The organism is Ensifer adhaerens, from assembly GCF_000697965.2.
Taxonomy (GTDB): Bacteria; Pseudomonadota; Alphaproteobacteria; order Rhizobiales; family Rhizobiaceae; genus Ensifer; species Ensifer adhaerens.
This window is the reverse complement of the sequence record NZ_CP015880.1, coordinates 1,669,319-1,692,438: the sequence shown is the minus strand read 5'-3', so window position 1 is coordinate 1,692,438 and position 23,120 is coordinate 1,669,319. Positions and strand designations below refer to the sequence as shown.

Annotated in this window: 18 protein-coding genes, 1 pseudogene and 1 riboswitch; of the genes and pseudogenes, 10 read left to right on the top strand and 9 right to left on the bottom strand. The window is 63.1% G+C overall.

Features of this window, described 5'->3' with window-relative positions; all coding sequences use genetic code 11:
- Position 1: 1 nt before the first annotated feature.
- From FA04_RS08075 to FA04_RS08065, 3 genes are all read right to left on the bottom strand, one after another.
- On the bottom strand, positions 2-424 hold the full coding sequence (locus tag FA04_RS08075) for a TadE/TadG family type IV pilus assembly protein (RefSeq protein WP_034795083.1): 423 nt from the start codon (positions 422-424) through the stop codon (positions 2-4).
- A 284-nt stretch (positions 425-708) separates the two neighbouring features.
- Positions 709-1,257, bottom strand: coding sequence for a DUF1003 domain-containing protein (locus tag FA04_RS08070; RefSeq protein ID WP_034795080.1), 549 nt, complete (start codon positions 1,255-1,257; stop codon positions 709-711).
- A 115-nt stretch (positions 1,258-1,372) separates the two neighbouring features.
- On the bottom strand, positions 1,373-3,301 hold the full coding sequence (locus FA04_RS08065; protein ID WP_082572785.1) for an LTA synthase family protein: 1,929 nt from the start codon (positions 3,299-3,301) through the stop codon (positions 1,373-1,375).
- Between the two features lie 268 nt (positions 3,302-3,569).
- Between FA04_RS08065 and FA04_RS08060 the strand changes: the two genes are divergently transcribed.
- The 5 genes from FA04_RS08060 to FA04_RS08040 all read left to right on the top strand — a co-directional run bounded on the left by FA04_RS08060 (position 3,570) and on the right by FA04_RS08040 (position 10,084).
- The gene (locus FA04_RS08060; RefSeq protein ID WP_034795073.1) at positions 3,570-5,252 is read left to right on the top strand and encodes an NAD+ synthase; all 1,683 of its coding nucleotides are present in this window, start codon (positions 3,570-3,572) and stop codon (positions 5,250-5,252) included.
- A 3-nt stretch (positions 5,253-5,255) separates the two neighbouring features.
- Entirely contained in the window at positions 5,256-5,591 is a 336-nt protein-coding gene (locus FA04_RS08055) for a hypothetical protein (RefSeq protein ID WP_034795070.1), read from the top strand.
- Between the two features lie 24 nt (positions 5,592-5,615).
- Complete coding sequence (locus FA04_RS08050; protein WP_034795067.1) at positions 5,616-6,443, top strand: TolB family protein; 828 nt, start codon at positions 5,616-5,618, stop codon at positions 6,441-6,443.
- 165 nt (positions 6,444-6,608) lie between these two features.
- Entirely contained in the window at positions 6,609-8,345 is a 1,737-nt protein-coding gene (locus tag FA04_RS08045; RefSeq protein ID WP_034795064.1) for an ankyrin repeat domain-containing protein, read from the top strand.
- Positions 8,346-8,581: 236 nt separating this feature from the next.
- Complete coding sequence (locus FA04_RS08040) at positions 8,582-10,084, top strand: diguanylate cyclase domain-containing protein (protein WP_143106226.1); 1,503 nt, start codon at positions 8,582-8,584, stop codon at positions 10,082-10,084.
- Between the two features lie 26 nt (positions 10,085-10,110).
- On the opposite strand, the gene FA04_RS08035 is transcribed toward FA04_RS08040, so the two are convergent.
- Positions 10,111-11,130: a LacI family DNA-binding transcriptional regulator gene (locus FA04_RS08035; RefSeq protein ID WP_034795061.1), complete on the bottom strand. Its 1,020-nt coding sequence runs from the start codon at positions 11,128-11,130 to the stop codon at positions 10,111-10,113.
- 103 nt (positions 11,131-11,233) lie between these two features.
- On the opposite strand from FA04_RS08035, the gene FA04_RS08030 reads away from it, so the two are divergent.
- From FA04_RS08030 to bluB, 3 genes and pseudogenes are all read left to right on the top strand, one after another.
- Complete coding sequence (locus FA04_RS08030) at positions 11,234-12,427, top strand: phytanoyl-CoA dioxygenase family protein (protein WP_034795060.1); 1,194 nt, start codon at positions 11,234-11,236, stop codon at positions 12,425-12,427.
- An 88-nt stretch (positions 12,428-12,515) separates the two neighbouring features.
- A pseudogene (locus tag FA04_RS08025) lies at positions 12,516-13,327 on the top strand (SDR family oxidoreductase).
- 97 nt (positions 13,328-13,424) lie between these two features.
- A riboswitch (cobalamin riboswitch) is annotated at positions 13,425-13,636 on the top strand.
- A gap of 45 nt (positions 13,637-13,681) precedes the next feature.
- Complete coding sequence (bluB, locus tag FA04_RS08020; RefSeq protein WP_034795057.1) at positions 13,682-14,377, top strand: 5,6-dimethylbenzimidazole synthase; 696 nt, start codon at positions 13,682-13,684, stop codon at positions 14,375-14,377.
- 12 nt (positions 14,378-14,389) lie between these two features.
- On the opposite strand, the gene FA04_RS08015 is transcribed toward bluB, so the two are convergent.
- The 4 genes from FA04_RS08015 to FA04_RS08000 form a co-directional block, all read right to left on the bottom strand.
- Positions 14,390-15,460 carry a DUF2865 domain-containing protein gene (locus FA04_RS08015; RefSeq protein WP_034795054.1) on the bottom strand — a complete coding sequence of 357 codons (1,071 nt, stop codon included), beginning with the start codon at positions 15,458-15,460 and terminating at the stop codon, positions 14,390-14,392.
- Positions 15,461-15,624: 164 nt separating this feature from the next.
- Complete coding sequence (locus tag FA04_RS08010) at positions 15,625-16,269, bottom strand: acyl-homoserine-lactone synthase (RefSeq protein WP_034795052.1); 645 nt, start codon at positions 16,267-16,269, stop codon at positions 15,625-15,627.
- Positions 16,270-16,409: 140 nt separating this feature from the next.
- Positions 16,410-17,147 carry a helix-turn-helix transcriptional regulator gene (locus FA04_RS08005; RefSeq protein ID WP_034795050.1) on the bottom strand — a complete coding sequence of 246 codons (738 nt, stop codon included), beginning with the start codon at positions 17,145-17,147 and terminating at the stop codon, positions 16,410-16,412.
- 270 nt (positions 17,148-17,417) lie between these two features.
- Complete coding sequence (locus FA04_RS08000) at positions 17,418-19,730, bottom strand: NADP-dependent malic enzyme (protein ID WP_034795048.1); 2,313 nt, start codon at positions 19,728-19,730, stop codon at positions 17,418-17,420.
- A 173-nt stretch (positions 19,731-19,903) separates the two neighbouring features.
- Between FA04_RS08000 and FA04_RS07995 the strand changes: the two genes are divergently transcribed.
- Together FA04_RS07995 and FA04_RS07990 are read left to right on the top strand one after the other, a co-directional pair.
- The gene (locus FA04_RS07995) at positions 19,904-20,743 is read left to right on the top strand and encodes a UDP-2,3-diacylglucosamine diphosphatase (RefSeq protein ID WP_034795046.1); all 840 of its coding nucleotides are present in this window, start codon (positions 19,904-19,906) and stop codon (positions 20,741-20,743) included.
- A gap of 97 nt (positions 20,744-20,840) precedes the next feature.
- Entirely contained in the window at positions 20,841-22,061 is a 1,221-nt protein-coding gene (locus FA04_RS07990; RefSeq protein ID WP_034795045.1) for an MFS transporter, read from the top strand.
- On the opposite strand, the gene dgcA is transcribed toward FA04_RS07990, so the two are convergent.
- Positions 22,013-22,996, bottom strand: coding sequence for an N-acetyl-D-Glu racemase DgcA (dgcA, locus tag FA04_RS07985; protein WP_034795044.1), 984 nt, complete (start codon positions 22,994-22,996; stop codon positions 22,013-22,015). The two genes, FA04_RS07990 and dgcA, sit on opposite strands and share 49 nt — an antisense overlap.
- Positions 22,997-23,120: the final 124 nt, after the last annotated feature.

Genomic DNA, 23,120 nt, shown 5'->3' with positions numbered 1-23,120 from the left:
ATCAGACCCCTCCGATGCGGATGGTTGCGAAGCGCTCGATCTGTTCGCTCGGCATGGCGAATGTGAACAGGTTGAAGATCGGCAGGTCGCCGGCGTCGTATTTGATCCGGACGGTGAACTGGTTTGCGTTGTTGGCGTCGTCCCTGACGGTGACGGTCATGCGCGACGACTTGATGAAGGCCTGATCCATCGTCGTGCGACGGATATAGTCGGTCGCGAGCCGTTCACGCTCGGTTTGGGAGAGGCCGGCGATGGCTGTGCGGGCGGCATCGGCAGCAATCTGCTGAATGGAATGGGCGGCACTGAGATAGACGCCATAGGCGATCAGGGTCAGCACGCACATGAAGAAGAGTGGTGCTATTATTGCAAATTCGATCGCAGCGGCCCCGTCCCGGCCGCCTAACAGGCGCTTGAAGTTGGACATTGCAGCATCTCCGCGTACCCACGTTGCTGTATTTCTCGAATGTCCCTGCACCCATAACGTGATCCTCAAATATTAATTTTTTCATACCCCGATAAGTTGTTGAATCCCAATGCATTTCGCGAATGTTGCAAAATGTGTATTCACAGTTGAATTAGTATTTATGATAATGAGCTAGTTTTCGCCCTGTCGCGGCGGCTGCGCGCGTCCGCGTCCGGGCGCCGAAATCTGCGCGAGGGCCGGCTTGCCTATCGTCAGCGCATCGTCCCGGTTCGGCCGGGGTCCGGTCACTCCTGTCCGGGGGGCGTGCGATAGCGTTCGAGCTGCCGGTTGAGCGTCGCCAGGTCCGCGCGCAATTCGGAGATCTCGCGCAGCAACACGTCGTCGACCTTGTGATGCAGTGCGATCAATTCGACTTCCGACTTGAGATTGACTTCGTAGTCCTTCGAGGCAGCGAAGCGGTCGCGCTCCGCCTGGCGGTTCTGCGACATCATGATGACCGGCGCCTGCAGCGCGGCGAGCATCGAAAGCATCAGGTTGAGGAAGATATAGGGGTAGGGATCGAAGGCGCCGGTGGCGAGCAGAATGGTGTTCAGCAAAACCCAGAAGACGAGAAAGCCGCAGAAGCCGATGATGAAGCTCCAGGAGCCGCCGACGCGGGCGATGTTGTCTGCGAGCCTGTCGCCGAAGGAGAGCCGTGCCGTGAAGGCGGCATGTGAATCGGTGGCGAGCGTGCGTCGGTCCCGGGCATGGGTAAGAATGCGGCGCTCGATCTCTCCGAGCTCGCTGAGCGGCTTGCCGAAAAGCTGTTTCGATATGTCATTGAAGTGCGGCATGGCGATCTCCGGAGTTGGCCGGAGACAATCTAGCGCGTCAGCGCCGCAAGGAAATCAGGCGGTACGCGAAAATGCCGCAAGGACCGGAGCGGTTGCTGGCCGCTCCGGTCTTCGATCAGTGGGTTTCGACGCTGGCGAAGAGATCAGCGTGTGACTTGAAGAACCGGTCGGTCGAGAAGCGGTCGCCGAACATCATGTCGTGTTGCAGGAAGCGGTAGTCACGCAGGAGTGCCGGCACCTTCGGCTGGCGCGACCACTCGGCGACTTCCTTGCCATTCTTGCGGATCAGCATGTAGCGGTCGACGACGCGGTACTGGTCATACACCTTGCCGAGGAAGCCGGTGTAGTAGGGATGCTCGTAACCGGACTGCTTGAGGATCTGGTAGGAGAGGAAGGCCGGGCTGATGGTGCCGACGTTCTTCTTCGGGCCAGTCTTGTTCGACCAGACGACGAGCGGCGTTTCATGCTGCGCCTTCATCTGCTCCTTCGAACCTTTGCGCTCCGCCGTCACACCCTTCATGAAACCGGTGCTGGTATAGACGGTGTTAAGCGGCGGCAGATGGTCGCCAAAAAGCACGATAACCGTTTCGCGATCGCGGTTCTTGGCCCAGTCCATCAGCTTCTTCAGGCTGTCGTCAGCCTCCTTGATGCCCTGCGCGTAGGTGGCAAGCACCTGGCGGTCGGCCTCGGGCAGGTCGCCTTCGACCTTGATGGTGTTGTTGGCGTAGCGGTTGGCCTCATAGGGGCCATGGCCCTGGAGTGTGACGGCGAAGAAGAAGAACGGGTCGTCCATCGCGTCGGCCTGGCGGATGATCTCGTTGGTCAGCGAGTCGTCCGAGGCGAAGATCCCGCGCTTCTGCATCGGCGGCATGTTCTCTTCCGACTTGAACATGTCGAAGCCGAATGCCTTGTAGACGGCGGTGCGGTTCCAGAACCAGCTCTGGAACGGATGGATGGCGCGCGAGACGTAACCTTCGCCACGGAAGAAGGTGGCAAGCGACGGGATCGGATTGCGGATGTACTGCTGGTACGGGATGCTGCCGTAGGGCAGGAACGCGTTCGAGAAGCCGGTCAGCGCCTCGAACTCGACATTGGCGGTCATGCCGCCGAACTCCGGCGAGAAGACGTTGCCCGACTGCATTTCGCGGATCGTCGGCATCGGATCGGGCGACAGCTTGACGTTCGGCAGGCGGGTCGGATCCCAGAAGGATTCGCTCATCAGCACGATGACGTCGGGCTTGCCGCGGTGCGAGGTGCCGGCGGGAAGCGGCTTCACCGGAATGCGGTCGATCGCGTCGGCCATGTAGCCGGCGGGCGCGCTGACATTGGCCATCGGCAGGTTGATCGCAAAGGCGAGCGCAAAGCCGTTGTGCTTATAGTTCTCGGTCTGGTCCCACATGATCGGGATGACCTTCAGGCGATCACGGATCCAGGAGAACTGGTTGTAATCCATGATGTTCCAGAAGGCGACGAGCAGCGGCAGCGCGAAGGCGAGGCGGGCGACACGCTCGCGGGTCGTCAGCTTCGGGAAGGTCCGCCAGGCAAAGCGCAACAGGAGGGCGATGGCGACGACGGTGGCAACCAGGCCGACCGCGATGCCGACCGCCGTCCACGGACGGTCCTTTACCAGCACGGGCATCAGCTCCATGATCTGGCGGCCGAACAGGAAGTCGGTCGGATAGAGCGGATCGGACAGGAACACCTGCTTCTGCTGGCAGATGACGGCCGGCAGAAGTGCCAGCGGCGCGATCACCACGGCGGACTTGTGCTCGCGGCCGAAAATACCGTCGACAGCGAGCAGAATGAGAAAGAATATGCCGATGGTCGTCAGCGCCGGGCGCGTCGGGTCGAGGACATAGGATAGGGTATCGGTCAGCGACTGACGGACGATCAGTTCAACGGCGAAGACAAGGGCAGTTGCAACGAACAGGGAGAACAGGGCGCTGCGCGTGGAAGCGAGCGTCTTGGCGTGCCGTGCGGCAAAGCCGGGTCGATCGGCATAGACACGTGAGCCTCGCGCGACAGCGGAATCGATACTGGCCAACATATTCTCCAATTTCATAAATGCGTCGTGTAACTGTCATACGCCCGTCATTTTGAACAGGGGATGAATGGTTTCTTAACGGGAATGGAGGGTGGCTTTTCGTGGCGTGAAGCCGCACGAACGGCCCAGTATAAGGACCGGGAAAAACAGAAGTTTTCGGTTTTTTTCGCGTGGCTGCGATTGGCTGTGGGTATTTTTCCGCAGATTGCGCTAAAGAACATTGCGAAAGTCAGATGCAATCGTTCAGGACAGACCGACAGGCCCGCTCATGACCGCCCATAAAAACGCCCCCTCGCTCCTTCGTATCGCCGTAGCCCAGCTCAATCCGACCGTGGGCGACATCGCCGGAAACCTGGCCAAGGCGCGTGAGGCGCGCGCCGATGCGGCGCGACAGGGCGCCGATCTCCTGCTTTTGACGGAGCTGTTCATTTCGGGCTATCCGCCGGAAGACCTTGTTCTGAAGCCGGCCTTTCTCAAGGCCTGCCTCCAGGCCGTCGAAAAGCTGGCCGCCGAGACGGCCGATGGCGGCCCGGGCGTCATCATCGGCTTCCCGCGCCTGTCGAAGACCGGCCGACATAACGCCGTGGCAGTACTCGACGATGGCAAGGTGATCGCGATCCGCGACAAGGTCGATCTGCCGAACTATGGCGAGTTCGACGAGAAGCGCGTCTTCGATCCGGGCGAGATGCCGGGACCGGTCAATTTCCGCGGTGTGCGCATCGGCATTCCGATCTGCGAGGACATCTGGGGCGATCTCGGCGTCTGCGAGACGCTGGCCGAAAGCGGTGCTGAAATCCTGCTGTCGCCGAATGGTTCGCCCTATTATCGCGGCAAGGTCGACGTGCGCCATCAGGTCGTGCTGAAGCAGGTGATCGAGACCGGCCTGCCGATGATCTATGCCAACCAGCTCGGCGGCCAGGACGAATTGGTCTTCGACGGCGCCAGCTTCGCCTTCAACACCGACAAGTCGCTCGCCTTCCAGATGAGCCAGTTCGAAGAGGCTATCTCGATCGTGGAGTGGAAGAAGGGCGAGAGCGGCTGGCATTGCGAGCACGGCCTGAAGTCGCGCCTGCCGGAGCGGGAGGAGGCGGATTACCGCGCCTGCATGCTCGGCTTCCGCGACTATGTGAACAAGAACGGCTTCAAGAATGTCGTGCTTGGCCTCTCCGGCGGTATCGATTCCGCCATTTGCGCAGCGCTCGCCGTCGATGCGCTCGGCGAGGAGCGGGTGCGCACGGTCATGCTGCCCTACCGCTACACCTCGCAGGAATCGCTGAAGGACGCCAAGGAATGCGCCGAGGCCCTCGGCTGCCGTTACGACATCGTGCCGATCTCCGAGCCGGTCGAAGGGTTCCTCAGCGCACTCTCCGATACGTTCGAAGGCACGGAATCAGGCATCACCGAGGAGAACCTGCAGAGCCGCACCCGCGGCACGATCCTGATGGCGATCTCCAACAAGTTCGGCTCGATGGTTGTGACCACGGGCAACAAGTCGGAGATGTCGGTCGGCTATGCCACGCTCTATGGCGACATGAACGGCGGCTTCAACCCGATCAAGGACCTCTACAAGATGCAGGTCTATGCCATCTCGAGCTGGCGCAATACCACGGTTCCTCCGGGCGCGCTTGGTCCTTCCGGCATCGTCATTCCGCAGAACATTATCGACAAGGCGCCTTCGGCCGAGCTTCGTCCCAACCAGACGGACCAGGATTCGCTGCCGCCCTATCCGGTGCTCGACGACATTCTCGAATGCCTGGTGGAAAAGGAAATGGGGACGGACGAGATCGTCGCCCGCGGCCATGACGAGGTGACCGTACACCGGGTCGAGCATCTGCTCTACATCGCCGAATACAAGCGCCGGCAATCGGCGCCGGGCGTCAAGATCACCAAGAAGAACTTCGGACGCGACCGCCGCTACCCGATCACCAACCGCTTCCGCGACCGGGGCTAGGCGATGGATATCCTCTCCGAAGAGACGGACGGCCGACAGGGCCGTCCAGATTTTACGGACGAGGAAATCCGGCTCCTGCGACTGTGGTCGGCAAGCGACGTTTCCGCCGGCCGGCAGCTATCGGCGCAGATCGGCTATTTCGCGACGCCTGCGATCTTTGGGGTCTATGGCCTTGCGACCGGAAGCCTCACCGTCGTCGGCGTTGCCTTCATCTGTATCCTGCTCCTGCTGGCCTGGGGTCTGGTCACCGACTGGCGGGACCGACGCAATTCCGTTCTGATGCAATCGGTCTGTTCCAAGGTTCTGGCGACCCTGCCGGCGGGTGAAGACAAGAAATAGCGGCCTCGTCCGGGAGAGAAGAGCATGCGCAGTTCCGTCGAAATCCATGACATCGCAACAGGTGAAACGCGGGTTGTCTGGCAGACGGACCGGCTGGTCGAGGCACCGAACTGGTCGCGGGACGGCTCACATCTGATCATCAACGGTGACGGCAGGCTCTATCGGCTTGGCCTCGATGGTTCCGAACCGGTGGAGATCGATACCGGTTTTGCGACGCTCTGCAACAACGACCACGGCCTCTCCCCGGATGGCACGACGATCGCGATCAGCGACAAGACCGAGTTCGGGAAATCGGCGATCTACCTGCTGCCGGCCGAAGGCGGCACGCCGCGGCTCGTCACCCGCAACCTGCCTTCCTATTGGCACGGCTGGTCGCCCGACGGGAACACGGTGACCTATTGCGGCATCCGCGACCAGGTCTTCGACATCTATACGATCTCCGTCGACGGCGGCGAGGAGCGGCGGCTCACCCATGGGGAGGGCCGCAACGACGGGCCCGATTGGTCGGCAGACGGCGAATGGATCTATTTCAACTCGAGCCGTACCGGCCAGATGCAGATCTGGCGGATCCGCCCGGACGGTAGCGACGTCACGCGCATCACCGACAGCCCCTATGGCGACTGGTTTCCGCATCCGTCGCCTGACGGTAAGCATCTGCTTGTGCTTTCCTATGACGGCGACGTCTTCGATCATCCGAGGGATCTCGATGTCCGGTTGAGGCTGATGGACCTGGACGGGGGCAATGCCCGCATCCTGTTCGAGCTCTTCGGCGGGCAGGGGACGATCAACGTTCCCAACTGGGCGCCCACGGGCGATCGTTTCGCCTTCGTCCGCTACGAACGGGAAAGCTGACCGCGCTGGACAAGTATATCGAGGCCATGCTAGCGATGAGGTCGTTCGCAGGGCGCATCCGATCCGCGGGAAGGGCAAGGCCCACCTGTCTCACTGAACTTGGTTGCCACACCTCTTTTCAGTCTGTGGGCGCGGATACCGGACGTGAATGAAAGGAGGTCTTTCATGATCACGCGCGATCTTTCCGCGAATATTACCCTCGATACGATCCGCAAGCAGGCCAAGGCCTTTTTGAAGGCCGTCAAGGCTGGCGATGCCAGTGCAAGACAGCGGGCGCTTCCCTATTTCTCCGAACCGACCGCAATGGGCCTTCAGGATGCCCAGCTGGTGCTTGCCCGCGAATTCGGCTTTGCCAGCTGGACGCGGCTGAAGCGGCATCTGGAGAAAGCCGAGGCCGGCACGCCGTCGACCGAACAGGTCGCAAACCGCTTTCTCGCTCTGGCGACAGTCTCCTATTTCGGCGACGTCGCTGCCGATCCCGAGCGGTTCGCTCAGGCACTCGACCTTCTCAAGGACCATCCTGAGATTGCCGGGGACAACATTCACGTGGCCGCTGCGCTCGGCGACGCCGCGGCGATCGACCGCTTTCTCGATCGCGACCCGAAACTCGCAGAGAAGCGCGGCGGTCCGTTCGACTGGGAGCCGTTGCTCTACGCCGCATATGCCCGCGTTCCCGGCCGCTCGTCGCTGCCGGCGGGCGCCCGCCTGATTGCGCGCGGGGCCGATCCGAACGCTTACTGGCTCGACGACGGCCAGTATCGTTTCACGGCTTTGACCGGCGTCTTCGGCGAGGGCGAGGCGGGGCCGGAGCGGCAGCCACCGCACCCGGATTGCCTTGCCTTTGCGCGGCTGCTGCTTAATGCCGGTGCCCGAGTCAATGACAGCCAGGCGCTCTACAACCGGATGTTCGAACCGGACAATTCCTGCCTCCAGCTGCTTCTCGACCATGGCCTCAATGCCGACGACCGCAACAACTGGCTGGTGCGCAACGATGGCGGCCTGGTCGAAAATGGCGAACGCGTCTTCGACTATCAGCTTGCCTGGGCACTGGAAAAACGCATGTCCGATCGCGTCCGGCTGCTTGTTGCGCACGGCGCCGACGTCAATCGCCCGATCAAGGGGCGCACGCCCTATCAATGGGCGGAGCTCGGCGGCGATCCGGCACTGGCACAATACCTCGTGTCGCGCGGCGCGACCGAAGCACCGCTGGAGGATGTCGACCGGCTGGCCCGTGCCGTTGGGGAAGTGAAGGCCGACGAGGCGAGGGAACTTGTCGATAGGGATCCGACACTTGTCGCTCGAACCCAGGCTGCACACCCCGCCATCCTGCACGAGGCGGCGGGTGAGGACCGGCATGACGCCGTGGCGCTGATGCTCGCGCTCGGCTTCGACGTCAACCGCATGACCTCGCGCACGCCGTTGCACGAGGCGGCGCTGCATGGGCATGTCGCGATGGCGAGGCGCCTGCTCGATCACGGCGCCGATCCCTTGGCCCGCGACCCCTACCATCATGCACCGCCGATCGGCTGGGCCAAATACAACGGCAAGGACGCGATGGTCACTTTCCTGAAGGATCAGCCGCTCGACATCTTCGCAGCTGCGTCCTTTGGCGTGGCCGCGCGCCTCTCCGACATCCTCGACCGGCAGCCGGATCTGATCGAAACGCCGTTCGGCACGTTCCGCGGGCGCGGCAGGCCGGAGCCACAGCACGACTGGATGACACCGCTTGCCTTTGCCGTGATCAACGGGCAGGCGGGAACGGTGCGGCTGCTTCTCGAAAGGGGCGCGAATGCACGCGTGCGCGATGGCGCCGCCGGCCCGTCGATACGCGATCTTGCCCTGGAGCAGGGCAATGCGGAGATCGTCGCCTTGCTGCGCGCTTCGGCGGCCGCCCCGCAATAGGATACGCAGAGGGAGGCGCGGGCAGTCGCCCGCGTTCTCCTGATCCCCGCTGCGACCGCTGATTGTCGGGCGATTCAGTCGGTTGAAATCGTTAAGTATTTTATCACCAGCTTATTTAAGCCAAACTTCGATTTTGGTCGCTAGGGTGCCGGCAGTATCGGCTGCCATCGTTGCGCATCGCACCTCCACAAGTGCTAGTATGCCCGGCAGGGCCGGTACGGACGAGGGGGACTGGCGTGGTGGAAAAGGCGTTGCGGCAGGCAAAACGGGACAAGACGGTCTGGGCGATCCATGCCGCCTGTACCTTGGTCGCGGTCCTGATCATTGCAAGCCTCATCTATGTCCTCGACCGATCCGTCACGGAGGCCGATCGCTTCGGCCTTTCGGCCGAGCGTCGGCTTGTCGCAAACGAGCTGCGCCACCAGATGGATGCGGTCGTTCAGTTCCAGGCGCAGGTGTCCTTCTGGGACAAGACCTACGAGGAGCTGGCGACGGGGCATGTCAGCGACAGTTTCGTCGCCGACGAGCTTTCGGGCTGGCTTTGGGAAGACTACGGCTTCTCCTGGATCATCTTCACGGATCCGGCCCGCACCGTCTCGACGGCGCTCAAGGACGGCGCATCGGTTCCGGCAGAGGTGGCCCGCGTGCCGCTCGACGAGGTCGACGATCTCGTAGACGAAGCCAAGCGCCGCTACGACAATGCGCTCAGGAACAACGACGGCACCTACAATCTCGATGTCCCGACGCCGGATGCGCAGTCCGTGATGCCGGCCGTGCCCGGCATCCACGCGGTGGACCTGCGCGAGATCGGCGGGCGCATGAGCGTTGCCGTGGTGCAGGCGGTCATCCCCGAGACATTGGTGGTTCCGGCGGGACGGCGCGATCCGGTGCTGATGGTCGCCGTTCGGCCGGTCACGCCGAAAATGACGCGCGAGATCGCGGCACGGCTGGGTATTCGCGGGCTGGCCTTTGTTCCGCTCAACGAGCGGCCTGCAGGCAGTGCCTATGCGTCTGTCGGGCGCTGCTCCGATTCGTCCTGTCTCGTGGCCGCCTGGGTGCCGAAATCGCCCGGTGGGTTCGTCCGCGCGGAGCTGTTGCCGAGCGTCATTATCATGGCGATCGTCGCAGCACTGCTGATGGCCTTCGTGGCGCTGCGGTTCTCGACGCTCTTTGCCGCTCTGCAGCAGAGCGAGGCGCTGAACCGGCATCTTGCCAAGCACGATCGCCTGACGGGGCTGATGAACCGCAGCGGCTTCGACGACATGCTGGCGGCAGCCCTGTTGCGGGCATCGACGCATCCGTTCACGCTCGTCTATGCCGACCTCGATGAATTCAAGGAGGTCAACGATCGCCACGGCCACGCCGCCGGCGATGCCGTGCTGGTGGCCATGGCCGAGCGCTTTCGCAACCGGGCTGGCCCGAAGGGCACGGTCGCGCGGCTTGGGGGTGACGAATTCGCGGTCATTCTCGGCGATTGCAGCGAGGCCGACGCCCGCAGCCTGACGGCCGGCCTGATCGCCGACGCGCAGACGCCGGTCGCTTTCGACGGCCAAATGCTCGTTGTCGGCGGCAGCGCCGGCATCGCCTTTGCGCCGCGGCATGGCCTGACGGCACGCCAGTTGCTGCTGGCTGCGGACGAAGCGCTCTATCTGGCCAAGCGGCGCGGTCGCAACCGCTTCGAGACGGCGGACGACATGGTGTTGCCAGCCGAAAAGAACGACGGCCAGTCGGCGGCCTGAACGTTACCCGCTGATCGTCAGCAGCGTTACTCCGGAACATTGTAGGGCGTGATCACCACCACGGCGGAAAGCTGCGGGCCGATTGCCGGCGCCTGGGCGCCGGGCCGCAGCATCATCGTGCGAAAGGCGGTGCGCGCATCGGTCCTGAGGTCGTGATGCAGCACGAAGTGAATGCGCCGTTCCCGCAACAGCGCCAGATTGTCCTCGTCGAGATCATGGGCGATGTAGAGCGCGCAGTGACGTTCGAGGCGCTCGAAGGCTGCAAGGACGGAGCGGTTGCCGCCACCGATCGAATAGGCCGCGTTGATATCGGGATTGGCCGAGAGCGCCGCGTGAGCCAGGCGGCCGGTTTCGCTGTCGCGGCCGTGGCCTTCGCTGATCTCGACGATCCGGATTGCCGGATAGCGCTCGCGCAACACCCGGCGAAAGCCGATCTCGCGTTCCTCCTCACCACGAAAGCGGCCGCTCGAAAGGGTCACCAGCACAGTTGCCGGCGCGCCGGAAAAGCGCTCCCCGAGGAGGTAGGCGGCCGTTTCGCCCGCCGCCCGGTTGTCGGCGCCGGCATAGGCCGTCCGCTGGGAATGGGGCAGGTCGGTTACCAGCGTCACGACGGGCGTACCGCCCATCTCGAAACGGGCGACTGCGGCGACGATCTCGGGCACGTCCGGCGCCTTCAACACCAGGCCGTCGGTCCCGCGCAGCCGGATTCGGTCGAGCAGTTGCACGATCTCCTGCGGGCGCATCGTCTCGGCGAAGTGGAACCGGCAGCGAAAGACGGTGGGCGCGAAGGTCATCGCCTCGCTCTCGAAGGCGCGACGCACCGCATCGGTGAAGCGCTGTGGCGACTCCATGACGATATCGATCGCAAACTTGCGCCCCTGGATGTCGAGGCCGGCCTGCTGCTTCTCCAATTCCTCGATGGCTGCGCGAACCCGGGCCTCCGTCTGGCGGCGCACGCCCGGCCGCTCGTTGAGCACGCGATCGACGGTCGCGGTGCTGAGCCCGGCCTGAAAGGCGATGTCCTTGACCAGAAACGGATGGGCCATCGCCTTGCTCTCCTGATGGATTTTTGATGGATTCTTGCTCTATATCATGTTTTGCCGCCGCCTATAGTCGTGTTCATCAGGATGTTCCAGAGGAGGAAACGCGATGAAGACCGACAACAAAGCGCGCCAGCGAATCGACCGCGTCTGGCTCACCGAAGAGGCATGCGATCTCGAAGCGTTCCGGGCGGAAGTCGAACGCCAAACCAGTCTGTCCGACTACCCCCATGCTTCCGGCTGCGAAAAGAATATCCTGATATATGACAGCGCCGCGCTGATTGCGGCGTGCGGCGATGCCGAGGCGCGGCGTTCTGTTCTGGCGGAGATCTGCGAGGTACTGGCGACCGGGCCTGGCGTGGCGGTCTTCAAGCGCGCCTTTGCCGATACGACAGCAATCGACGTCGCAAGCGGGGTCTTTGACGCCATCATCGAAGAGCAACATCGAAGCAACAGCGGCGGCGGCGATCACTTCGCCAAACCCGGTGCCAATGACCGCATCTGGAACTCGCTGGAAAAGCACTGCCTGAACGCGCCGGAGAATTTCGCCTCCTATTACGGCAATGCCGTCATAGCGCTCGTCAGCGAGGCTTGGCTCGGGCCGAACTACCAGATGACGGCGCAGGTCAATCGCGTCAATCCTGGCGGTGCGGCGCAATCGGCGCACCGGGATTATCACCTCGGCTTCCAGACCGCGGCCGTGATCGAGCAGTATCCGGCGCATGTGCACAGGCTTTCACCGGTGCTGACGCTGCAGGGGGCGGTTGCCCATCGCGACATGCCGCTCGAAAGCGGACCGACGCTGTTCTTGCCCTATAGCCAAACCTATGTGCCGGGCTATCTGGCGCTCAACCGGCCGGAATTCCGCGCCTATTTCGACGCACACCATGTGCAGCTTCCGCTCGAAAAGGGCGACGTTGTCTTCTTCAACCCGGCGCTCTTCCATGCCGCCGGCACCAACCGCTCCCGGGATATCCGCCGCGTGGCCAACCTGCTGCAGGTGTCTTCGGCCTTCGGTCGCGCAATGGAAACCGTTGACCGACTGACCATGAGCGCGACGCTCTATCCGGCCTTGCGGGCCTTGCTGGCGGGCGGGACGCTGACGCAGGCGGAAGCGGCCAACGCGATCTCCTCCTGTGCCGAGGGCTATTCGTTCCCCACCAATCTCGACCGGGATCCGCCACTCGGCGGGTTGGCGCCGAAGACGCAGGCGCAGTTGATGCGCGAGGCTCTCACTGCGGGGACGGGCGAACAAGAGTTTCTCTCGGTGCTGGAGGCGCAGGCGAAGCGCAAGCTGAGCTGACGAGCGAGTTACAATTTGACAGGCTCCCGGTGTGTTTCAGCCGGGAGCCGCAGCCGTTTCAAACGATCATTTCCAAGGGAGGAATTCGATGAGTGGACAATTGCAAGGCAAGATCGCCATCGTCACCGGTGGTACGCAGGGACTGGGCGCGACGATTGCTGGCCTTTTCGCCGAGCGCGGCGCTGAAGGCATCGTCATCTGCGGCCGCAACGCCGCCAAGGGGCGGGCGAAGGCCGAGCAGATCGGCAAGGCAAGCGGCGCGAAAGTCGTCTATGTCGAGGCCGATCTTGAAAAAGTAGAGGACGCCCGCAAGGTGGTCGCCGCTTGCGACGCGGAATTCGGCCGGGTCGATGCGCTGGTCAACGCCGCAGCTATCACCGACCGTGGCACGATCCTCGACACCACGCCCGAACTCTTCGACCGCATGTTCGCGATCAATGTGCGCGCGCCGTTCTTCCTGATGCAGGAGGCGGTGAAGATCATGCGGCGGGAGAAGACCGAGGGCACGATCGTCAACATCGGCTCGATGTCGGCGATGGCCGGCCAGCCGTTCATTGCCGCCTATTGTTCGTCGAAAGGCGCCCTCGAAACGCTGACCAAAAACACGGCTTATGCGCTTCTTCGCAACCGCATTCGCGTCAACGGCCTGAATATCGGCTGGATGGCGTCCGAAGCGAAGACCGCATCCAGCGCGAGTTTCATGGCGCGGCTGCCGATTGGCTTGAAAAGGCGGCGGCCGGCCAGCCTTTCGGTCGGCTCGTCGATCCGGCCGAAGTGGCGCGGGCCTGCGCCTATCTGTCGTCGGCCGAGTCCGGGCTGATGACCGGATCGGTGATTTGCTTCGATCAGTCGGTCTGGGGCGCCTATGACGGCTCGCCGCATCCGGTCGCTCCGCTTTGAGGCGGAGGCAAACGACTAAGCTCGACAGTAGCCGGCGGAAAGTGGCGCGCCATGTCTCGACCGGGTTGGCGCCGCTTGTCTTTCTCAAACGGCTGTGCACTTAGTGCCGTCGTCAGGTGCCCGCGAAAGCGGGAGAATCGGGAATCCGGTGTCATTCCGGAACGTGCCCAACGCTGTGACGGGGACGATCGCGTCTAAGAGAGCCTTGAATTGATTCAAGGTTTTGCCACTGGATCTTCAATCGATCTGGGAAGGCGAGGTGATCGGTTGAACCGAAGTCAGAAGACCGGCCTGGCGAGATAGACCGAACCCCGCGTGGACGGCGGGAGGTTTCGCATTGTTGGGGATCGAACGATGCTGACTGAACCGAAGGGCGGCCTTGCGGCTGCCGGCGCCTTTTCGTTGCCAGAGCGGGAGGCCGTCTACCGTGCCATCGAGACACGTCGCGACGTGCGCGATGAATTCCTGCCCGCGCCATTGCCGGAAGATCTGATCGGGCGCCTGCTGGCCGCTGCGCACAGCGCCCCGTCCGTGGGCTTCATGCAGCCGTGGAACTTCGTGCTGGTGCGGGCGGAAGAAACGCGTGAGCGCGTCTGGCATGCGTTTCGCCGCGCCAATGACGAGGCCGCGCTGATGTTCGAGGCGGAACAACAGGCCAAGTACCGTGCGCTGAAGCTGGAAGGCATCCGCAAGGCGCCGCTCAGCATCTGTGTCACCTGCGACCGCACGCGCGGCGGTGCCGTCGTACTCGGGCGCACCCACAATCCGCAGATGGACGTCTATTCCACCGTCTGCGCCGTGCAAAACCTCTGGCTTGCTGCGCGGGCCGAAGGGGTGGGCGTCGGCTGGGTGAGCATTTTCCACGAGGCCGAGATCAAGGCGATTCTCGGCATCCCAGATCATATCGAGATCGTTGCCTGGCTCTGCCTCGGCTATGTCGATCGCCTCTATCAGCAGCCGGAACTCGCTGTGAAGGGCTGGCGCCAGCGCCTGCCGCTCGACGAGCTGGTTTTCGAAGACGGATGGGGACGCAGCAAGGAGAAGGCGTAAGGCCTCGTCCGATCAATTCTGGACCGGCTGATAGGCCGGTCCCTTCGGATGCTTGAGGTCGATGGCGGTTTCTTCCTGCGGCAGGTAGGTCGGGCCGACGACGCGAACCTTGTTCTTCGACGGATCATAAGGCCGCTCTTCGGCCGGCGCCTTGGCGGTATTGCTCGCCGCTTCCGGCTTCTTGGTCTCGATGACGATGATCGACGACTGGTCGTCACCGATCTTCGTTCCGTTTGCCTTCGGTGTGGTCGAGGCGGTCTGCGGTATCTGGCAGCCGCACTGGCCGGGTTTTCCGACAGCGCGGGTGCGATAGGCAAAGGCGTTGGGCATTTCGGTATAGGGACGGCCGGTCACGGCCGAGACCATCTTGTCGCTCTCTTCCGTGTTGAGGTCGTGAAAATAGAGCTCGGTCTCAGCCCCCGGACAGCGCGCCCGACAGGCCTGCTCGTCGCGCGGGAAATCGGCCGGCGTCGCATCTGAAGAAACCGGGAAAAAGGCGCCGTCGCAGGTACGCACGCACATGGTTCTGAGCGTGCCGCTATAGTAGCGCTCCTGCGGTGCGTAGCCGTCTTCGCCTCGGCCGAGCATCGGGCCGTAGGCGTCTTCCGGCGGCAGGTCGGCAACGATGTTGCGGTGGCTTTCCGGCACGTCCGGTTCCACGCTTGCGAACTCCTCGCGGTCACCATAGCAACCGTTGATCTCCAGCGCGGCGAGGATGCGGCGCCGGCTGTCGTCGCTGCCGCCGGCGACGATCTGCTCGCGCTCGGACTTCAGCATGCGCAGATTGTCTTCCATCTCGGCGATCAGGCTGTTGAGGCCGTAGCAGGTGTCGGGGTCGCCGCCGTCGAAGCCAATGGCGTTGCCGCCACCGCAACCCGCGCGGCGGCGGTCGTTCTTTGCCCGCCGCAGCTCGATATTCTGCCGCGAGATCGCGCTTGCGTAGTCGCGCGCATCGGCATTGCTGGCGACGTAGTCAGGCAGTTGCGCGAGCCGCGCGTTCAGTCGGTCGCAGGCCGTCGATGCCAGTGACGGACCGGCACCGATCAGAACCAGAGGCACAAGGGCCGCAGCGACGTGTTTCATGCGCGTGAACACGGGCGAAAGTCTCTTCCTGTTGCCAGGTCGGCGCCGACCTTCTGCGGGTGGCTGCCAGCGGCATTCCTGTTTCGCCTCCATCATAGAGCTTGTCGGTGATCGTGCAACGACAAGCGACGGTTTGCGTTAACAGCGCAGATCGACTGACGCGCTTAGGCGGCGCGGGCGGTTTCCAGCGACATCGGACGTTCGAGCACGGTACCTTCGATGGCAGCGACCGCCTTCATCCGCGTGAGCAGATCCGGCGTTACTTCCCAGGCGACGGCAACCGCGAAAACGGAGCCGATGCGATGCGGTTCGGCGATACGCTCGCCCGGGCATCCCATGCGCCGGAACATGCGCTCCAGGAACACATCCGTCACCGTGACGATGTGGCTGATGCCGGAAGCAAGGCCCAGCTCGCCGACGCCGCACATCAGTTCGGCGGCCGCGACCGTCACCTGGTTCGAGGCGCGGTCCTGCGAGATCTCGGGCTCGATGCAGAAGCGGCTGGATTCCCAGACCGAAGCGCTGCGGATTTCCGGATTATCGCCAAGCAGGATCGGGAAGGTATCGTCCAGCATGTTTGGGCCGAGTGTCGGCAGGAGGCGAAGCGCGCCGCGCAGCCGGCCGGTATCGGGCGCATAGGACAGGACGTAGAGCGGGTTTGCCTGGTCGTAGTTGTCGATTTCCCAGTCGCCTTCGGTCTGCACGTCCCATTTCAGGAAGTCGTGGAAGACGCGCTTGCGCAACCGGAACATGTCGTCGACGGCCGCCGGGTGTTGTGCGCGGGTCTTTCCGTTCAGGATCCTGATCATCGTTTTCTCCATCCGAGTTTGGGGATGGGGCGATGCTGTCAGGCTCGCGGCGGTTGCGTAACTGTCGCTAGCGACAGTTCAAATGCGCGATATTTGCCACTAGATTTCGAGGGGTTTCGGTGGAGGCGTATTGTCGGGTGTCAAACGGAGGGTATCAGAGCGTGTCGTACGGCCTGTGCCACAGCCTGAGTGTTGGAAACGACATTCAGCTTGCGTCGCGCATTGGTCATGAAGAAGCGCACGGTGCGCTCGGAAATGCCGAGGATCGTGGCGATTTCCCAATAGCTCTTGCCGGCGGCGGCCCAGGTCAGGACCTCGGTCTCGCGGCCGGTCAACCGCATCTCTCGGGTCGAAATGCTGCCGGCCATGGCGCCGTGCTCCAGCATGGCGGCATGGAAGAGATTGGCGGCCAGCTGGAAATCGCGCAGGTGATGGCGGCGATAGGTCGTCCATTCGCCGGCTGTCATGTTGACGTTGATTGCGAGCAACGCCATGCGCCCGGCGGGCGAGGGCAATGGCAAGGCGACGCCCTCAGTGGATATGCCGATTTCCTGGGCTGCCTGGAACAACGGTTCGCATTCCGGGAAGCGATGCCGTGCCATCGTCCATTCCACCGGCCGCACGCCGCCAAGCGCCAGCTTCAGGATCGGATCGATCCGGTGAAGGCTGCGGGCATGGTAGATCTCGGCAGCGTAGGCGCCGAAGGTGTGATGCAGCCGGCAAACCTTGAGCTCGTCCGCATAGGGCTCCGCTTCGAGATAGAGAAGATGGGCAATGCGGAAGGTTCGACGCATCAATGTGAAGAAATGAGCGGGCTCGACACAGCCGCCACATTCCAGGATTTCCAGCATGTCGAGGACAGCCTGCTGCTCAGTCATGCCACAACACCGAATCTCGTCCGAGGCCCCAGCATGGTTAGAGGTTCACCTTTTGTCCAGCGCAAACTTTCCCGATTGGTGTGTAATACCAATTGTGCACGCCTTGATTGTAGTCGTCGATCGGCCGCGTGACAGGGGCTGATTCGCGGGTGATCTGCAAAACCAGCGATGCCGCGCCTGAAGCAGGCGCGACATCCGGATACGGTTTTGCCGGCGCCGGCATGGCGCCCGAATGCAGCGAAGACCGGTGGCGATCTCCGCGTTGCCATCTCAACCCGGATGGCTGGCTTCGACCACCGCCAGAGCCGCCATGTTGACGACGCCGCGTGAGGTGACGGACGGCGACAGGATATGGGCGGGAAGCGCCGAGCCGAGCAGGATCGGGCCGACATGCAGGCTGTCGGTCATGGTCTTGACGACACCGAGCGTGATGTTGGCGGCATCGAGATTGGGGAAGACCAGCAGGTTGGCTTCGCTCGACAGGCTGCTGTCCGGCATGACGCGCTGGCGCAACGCTTCCGAGATCGCCGCATCGCCGTGCATTTCGCCGTCGACCTCGAGATCGGGCGCGAGTTCCCGCACGAGCTGCAGCGCCGTGCGCATCTTGGTGGCGCTCTCCGAATCACGCGAACCGAAGTTCGAATGCGAGACGAGGGCGGCGCGCGGGGTGATGCCGAAGCGGCGGATTTCCTGTGCCGCCATGACCGTCGTCTGGGCGATCTCTTCGGCGCTCGGGCAGTAGCTCACATAGGTGTCGGTGAAGAAAGTTGCGCCGCGCTGCGAGATCAGCAGGCTCAAGGCCGAGAAATCGAGCACGCCGTCGCGCTTGCCGATGATCTGCGATACGTCGCGCAGGTGCTTGCTGTAGCGCCCTTCGACGCCGCAGATCAACGCATCGGCTTCGCCGCGCTTGACCGAGAGCGCGCCGATGACGGTCGTGTTGGTGCGCACGATCGTGCGGGCGGCTTCCGGGATGACGCCGAGACGGCCGACGAGGGCAAAATAGTCCTCGACATAGTCGCGGTAGCGCGGATCGCCTTCGGGGTTGACCACCTCGAAATCGACATCCGGACGGATGCGCAGGCCATAGCGACGCAGGCGCGTCTCGATGATCTGCGGACGGCCGATCAGGATCGGGCGGGCCGTGCCTTCTTCGAGCAACACCTGGGCGGCGCGCAGCACGCGTTCGTCTTCGCCTTCGGCAAAGATAACCCGGTTCTTCTGGGCGTTCTTGGCGGCGGCAAAGACGGGCTTCATGATGAAGCCCGAGCGGAAGACGAAGCGGTTCAGCTTGTCGAGATAGGCGTCATAGTCCTGGATCGGACGGGTGGCGACGCCGCTTTCCTCGGCTGCCTTCGCAACCGCCGGCGCGATACGCAGGATAAGGCGCTGATCGAACGGCGAGGGGATCAGGTAGTCCGGGCCGAAGACCGGGGTCTCGCCGGAATAGGCGCGGGCGGCAACATCGGAAGGCTCTTCGCGGGCAAGACCGGCGATGGCGCGTACGGCCGCCATCTTCATTTCTTCGTTGATCGTGCTTGCGCCGCAGTCGAGCGCGCCGCGGAAGATATGCGGGAAGCAGAGAACGTTGTTGACCTGGTTCGGGAAGTCCGAGCGGCCGGTGCAGATCATCGCGTCCGGACGGGCTTGGCGGGCGGCTTCCGGCATGATTTCCGGCGTCGGATTGGCGAGCGCCATGATCAGCGGCTTTTCGGCCATCTGCGCCAGCAGTTCCGGCTTCAGGACGCCGGCGGCGGAAAGGCCGAGGAAGACGTCAGCGCCGCCGATGCTGTCGGCAAGCACGCGGTTGCTGCTATCCTGCTCGTAGACGGACTTCCATTCGTCCATCAGTACCTCGCGGCCCTTGTAGACGAGGCCTTCGAGGTCATGGACCCAGATGTTTTCGCGCTTGGCGCCGAGCGTCACGAGAAGGTTGAGACAGGCGAGTGCGGCGGCACCTGCGCCCGAGGTGACGATCTTGGCGGTCGCGATGTCCTTGCCGGCGAGTTCGAGGCCGTTGAGGATGGCGGCGGCGACGATGATCGCAGTTCCGTGCTGGTCGTCGTGGAAGACCGGGATCTGCATCTTTTCACGCAGGCGCCGCTCCACCTCGAAACATTCGGGCGCCTTGATGTCTTCAAGGTTGATGCCGCCGAAGGTCGGCTCGAGCGCCGAGATTACGTCGACCATGCGCTCGATGCTCGACGCGTCGATTTCGATGTCGAAGACGTCGATGCCGGCAAATTTCTTGAAGAGGACGGCCTTGCCCTCCATGACGGGCTTGGAAGCCAGCGGACCGATATTGCCGAGACCGAGGACGGCCGTGCCGTTGGAGATGACCGCGACCAGGTTGGCGCGCGCTGTGTAATCGGCGGCTGTTTCCGGATTGTCACGAATGGCGATGCAGGGGGCTGCAACCCCTGGCGAATAGGCAAGCGCCAGGTCGCGCTGGTTGCCGAGCGGCTTGGTGGGCTGGATTTCGAGCTTTCCCGGGCGTGGGTAACGGTGGAAGAAAAGGGCCTGCTGGTCGATGTCGCCGCTGGCCGGACCGGTATGGGATTTCGTCTTGTCGCCCGTATTCATGCTCTCACATTCCTCATTCGTGGTCGTGCCTTTTGGCATGAATTCGAAGCGAGGTACAGTTTTGCAGTGCTGATTTCAGCGGGGGGACCGGTGACGCAATGTTGATGTCATCTTCCTGAAACACGAGTCTGGTTTCACGAAGGCAGAAAGCATAACCTGAAGACGAGGCTCGCATGATGGCGGCGCAGCAAGACAACTCCGTACGAAAGCTCAGGACGTTGTTCATCTCGGACGTCCATCTCGGCTCGAAGGCCGCCAAGACCGACTACCTGCTCGACTTCCTGCGGCATCATGAAGCGGAGACGATCGTTCTGGTCGGCGACATCGTCGACGGCTGGCGGCTGAAGCGCAGCTGGTACTGGCCGCAGAACTGCAACGACGTGGTGCAAAAGCTCCTGCGCAAGGCGCGCAAGGGCGCCCGCATCGTTTACATCCCCGGCAATCACGATGAATTCCTGCGCGACTTTCCGGGCGTGCATTTCGGCGGCATCGAGGTGGCGCAACGCTACATGCACGAGGGGGCCGACGGCCGTAAATATCTCGTGCTGCACGGCGACGAATTCGACGTCGTCGTGCGCAACGCCCGCGTGCTCGCCTATCTCGGCGATTGGGCCTACGACACGGCGATCGCCATCAATATCGGGCTTGCTGCGGTCCGCCGACGTCTCGGCATGCCCTATTGGTCGTTCTCGTCCTGGGCGAAGCTCCAGGTCAAGCACGCCGTCAACTTCATCGGCGAGTTCCAGAAGGTGGTCGCCGAGGAGGCGCGCCGTCACGATGCGCAGGGCGTGATCTGTGGTCATATCCACCATGCTGTCATCGAGGAGATCGGCGACATCCGCTACATCAACACCGGCGACTGGGTGGAAAGCTGCACGGCGATTGCCGAGCACCACGACGGCACGATGGAACTGATCACCTGGCACCAGATGCGCGGTGGCGCCAGCGAAGGCGAAGCCTCTGGCGAAGCGGACAAACTGCTCGCCCAACTGCTGACCCAGCGCGCGGCCTGACCTTCGCGGCGCAGCGATATTCCTGTCGCGAAAACTAGGTTATGGCGAGGGGCGCCCGGCTCGTGCTAGAGATTGGGCACAGCCATCAGGTCAGACGATGATTCCCTTCCAAGCGCCCGCCTATGTGGGCCCTCCGCCGCGCCATTTTGCGCTTCGCATTGCTTTGCTCTTCTGTGCGCCGCTGATCGTCAACGGCTTCGCGATGCCATATTTCCCGATGTGGCTGAGCACGCTGTCGATGAGCGACTTCGAGATCGGCGTCGTTCTGGCGTTGCCGATGTTCGTGCGCGTCATCACGGCGCCGATCGCCGGCGTCATTGCCGATAGGCTCGGCGAGCGGGCGATCGTCCTGATCTGGTCCGGTTTCCTGTCGCTCGCAACGGCCGTGGTTCTGTTCTATTTCCGCGAATTCTGGCCGGTGCTCGTGATCTATACGCTGCAGTCGGCCGTCTATTCTCCCTATGTGCCGATCGTTGAGGCGATCGCGCTTTCAGGCGTGCGGCGCTGGGGCTTCGACTACGCCCATATGCGGCTCTGGGGCTCGGTCGCCTTCATCGGCGCGACGATGCTCGGCGGCTGGATGGTGGGCATCTTCGGCAGCGACATGGTGCTGCCGGCGATGGCGATCGGCTTCGGCCTGACGATCATCATGGCCTATGCCGCGCCACGAGTCGGCAAGCCGCGGCGGCCGTCACCGATCACGGCATTGACGGAGCCGCCGCCGAAGTCGCTGCGGCAGCTCGACCTGCAGTTGCTGCTGATCGGGGTGACGCTGGTCAACGCCAGCCACGCGATGCTCTTTGCCTTCTCGGCGATCTATTGGCAGCACATCGGCTACAGCGGCACCGAGATCGGCCTGCTCTGGAGCGCGGGCGTCGCGGCGGAAGTGACGATGTTCATCTTCGCCAAGGCGATCAGCCGCCGTTTCAGCGTCTGGGTGATGATCCTGTCCGGCTGCTTTCTCGCCGTGGTGCGCTGGATCATCTTCCCGATGGATATCGGCTTCAGCGGCTATTTCATCCTGCAGTGCTTCCACGCTTTCACCTATGCGATCATGCACACCGGCATGCAGCACAAGCTGGTCGAGCGGGTGGTGGAATCACAGGAAGCGTCGGCGCAGGGGCTCTACTTCTTCTATACCGGTATCTTCACCGCGATCTTCACGTTCCTGTCCGGCTATTTCTACGCCTGGTACGGGGTGAACGGCTTCTATTCAATGTCGGTCGTCGCCTTTGCCGGCTGCTGCTTTGCCGTCACCGCCTGGTATCTTCAACCCCAGAGGCGCGGCTCCGGCGGGAAGACAAGCGAGGCCTCGTAGCGCAGGCCGGGCTCGCGATCCTGCGCCAGCAGCAGCGGCCCGTCGAGATCGACGAAATCCGCGCCTTGCGCCACCAGGATCGCCGGCGCCATCGCGAGCGAACTGCCGACCATGCAGCCGACCATGACCTTGAGCCCGAGCGAGACCGCCTCATCGCGCATGCGCAGTGCCTCGGTCAGGCCGCCGGTCTTGTCGAGCTTGATGTTGACGGCGTCGTAACGCCCGACGAGAGCAGCGAGGTCGCCGGTCGCGTGCACGCTTTCATCAGCGCAGATCGGAACGGGACGGGCGATCGTTGCCAACGCCTCGTCGCGGCCGGCGGGAAGCGGCTGCTCGATCAGGTCGATCCGTTCCTCGGCGCAGATCGCAAAGTGATAGGCAAGCGTTTCGGGCGTCCAGCCCTCGTTGGCGTCGAGGATGATGCGGCTTTCCGGTGCGCCGGCGCGCACCGCACGGATGCGGGCAGCATCATCCGACGTGCCGACCTTGACCTTGAGGAGCGCGCGGTGGGCATATTTGGCGGCCTGCTCGCGCATCGCGTCGGGCTCGGCAAGCGAAAGCGTATAGGCCGTGGTCAATGCTTCCGGTGAAGAAATGCCGGCAAGAACATGGGCCGACTTGTTTTTCTGCTTTGCTTCCAGATCCCACAGCGCGCAATCGACGGCGTTGCGGGCAGCACCCGGCTTCATCGCGCGCTGCAGATCGGCGCGGCTGAGCCCGGCCTCGATGTGGTGGCGGATGGCGGCGATTTCGGCGAGCACCGTGTCGATCGTCTCGCCGTAGCGGCCGTAGGGAACGCATTCGCCGGAGCCCGTATGGACACCGTCTCCGATGCGGCAAGTGACGACGCTTGCCGTCGTCTTGGAGCCGCGCGAGATCGTAAACGTGCCCGCAATCGGGAAATGTTCCACGGTGGCATCGAGGGAAAGTGACATGAAAGCGTCTCCGGCAGGTAATCTGTTGGCCCGGCGTCATAGCGCCGCAACGTTCGGGTGACAGCAAAGGTGCGAGCCGTTATGACGGTGGAAGGATTTACGAATCTTTACACAGTCGTTGCCT

What these genes read in the sequence shown, in the direction of transcription:
- FA04_RS08075 (WP_034795083.1), bottom strand. Translation starts at nt 424, where the DNA reads ATGTCCAACTTCAAGCGCCTGTTAGGCGGCCGGGACGGGGCCGCTGCG.
- FA04_RS08070 (WP_034795080.1), bottom strand. Translation starts at nt 1,257, where the DNA reads ATGCCGCACTTCAATGACATATCGAAACAGCTTTTCGGCAAGCCGCTC.
- FA04_RS08060 (WP_034795073.1), top strand. Translation starts at nt 3,570, where the DNA reads ATGACCGCCCATAAAAACGCCCCCTCGCTCCTTCGTATCGCCGTAGCC.
- FA04_RS08055 (WP_034795070.1), top strand. Translation starts at nt 5,256, where the DNA reads ATGGATATCCTCTCCGAAGAGACGGACGGCCGACAGGGCCGTCCAGAT.
- FA04_RS08050 (WP_034795067.1), top strand. Translation starts at nt 5,616, where the DNA reads ATGCGCAGTTCCGTCGAAATCCATGACATCGCAACAGGTGAAACGCGG.
- FA04_RS08045 (WP_034795064.1), top strand. Translation starts at nt 6,609, where the DNA reads ATGATCACGCGCGATCTTTCCGCGAATATTACCCTCGATACGATCCGC.
- FA04_RS08035 (WP_034795061.1), bottom strand. Translation starts at nt 11,130, where the DNA reads ATGGCCCATCCGTTTCTGGTCAAGGACATCGCCTTTCAGGCCGGGCTC.
- FA04_RS08030 (WP_034795060.1), top strand. Translation starts at nt 11,234, where the DNA reads ATGAAGACCGACAACAAAGCGCGCCAGCGAATCGACCGCGTCTGGCTC.
- bluB (WP_034795057.1), top strand. Translation starts at nt 13,682, where the DNA reads ATGCTGACTGAACCGAAGGGCGGCCTTGCGGCTGCCGGCGCCTTTTCG.
- FA04_RS08015 (WP_034795054.1), bottom strand. Translation starts at nt 15,460, where the DNA reads ATGAAACACGTCGCTGCGGCCCTTGTGCCTCTGGTTCTGATCGGTGCC.
- FA04_RS08010 (WP_034795052.1), bottom strand. Translation starts at nt 16,269, where the DNA reads ATGATCAGGATCCTGAACGGAAAGACCCGCGCACAACACCCGGCGGCC.
- FA04_RS08005 (WP_034795050.1), bottom strand. Translation starts at nt 17,147, where the DNA reads ATGACTGAGCAGCAGGCTGTCCTCGACATGCTGGAAATCCTGGAATGT.
- FA04_RS08000 (WP_034795048.1), bottom strand. Translation starts at nt 19,730, where the DNA reads ATGAATACGGGCGACAAGACGAAATCCCATACCGGTCCGGCCAGCGGC.
- FA04_RS07995 (WP_034795046.1), top strand. Translation starts at nt 19,904, where the DNA reads ATGATGGCGGCGCAGCAAGACAACTCCGTACGAAAGCTCAGGACGTTG.
- FA04_RS07990 (WP_034795045.1), top strand. Translation starts at nt 20,841, where the DNA reads ATGATTCCCTTCCAAGCGCCCGCCTATGTGGGCCCTCCGCCGCGCCAT.
- dgcA (WP_034795044.1), bottom strand. Translation starts at nt 22,996, where the DNA reads ATGTCACTTTCCCTCGATGCCACCGTGGAACATTTCCCGATTGCGGGC.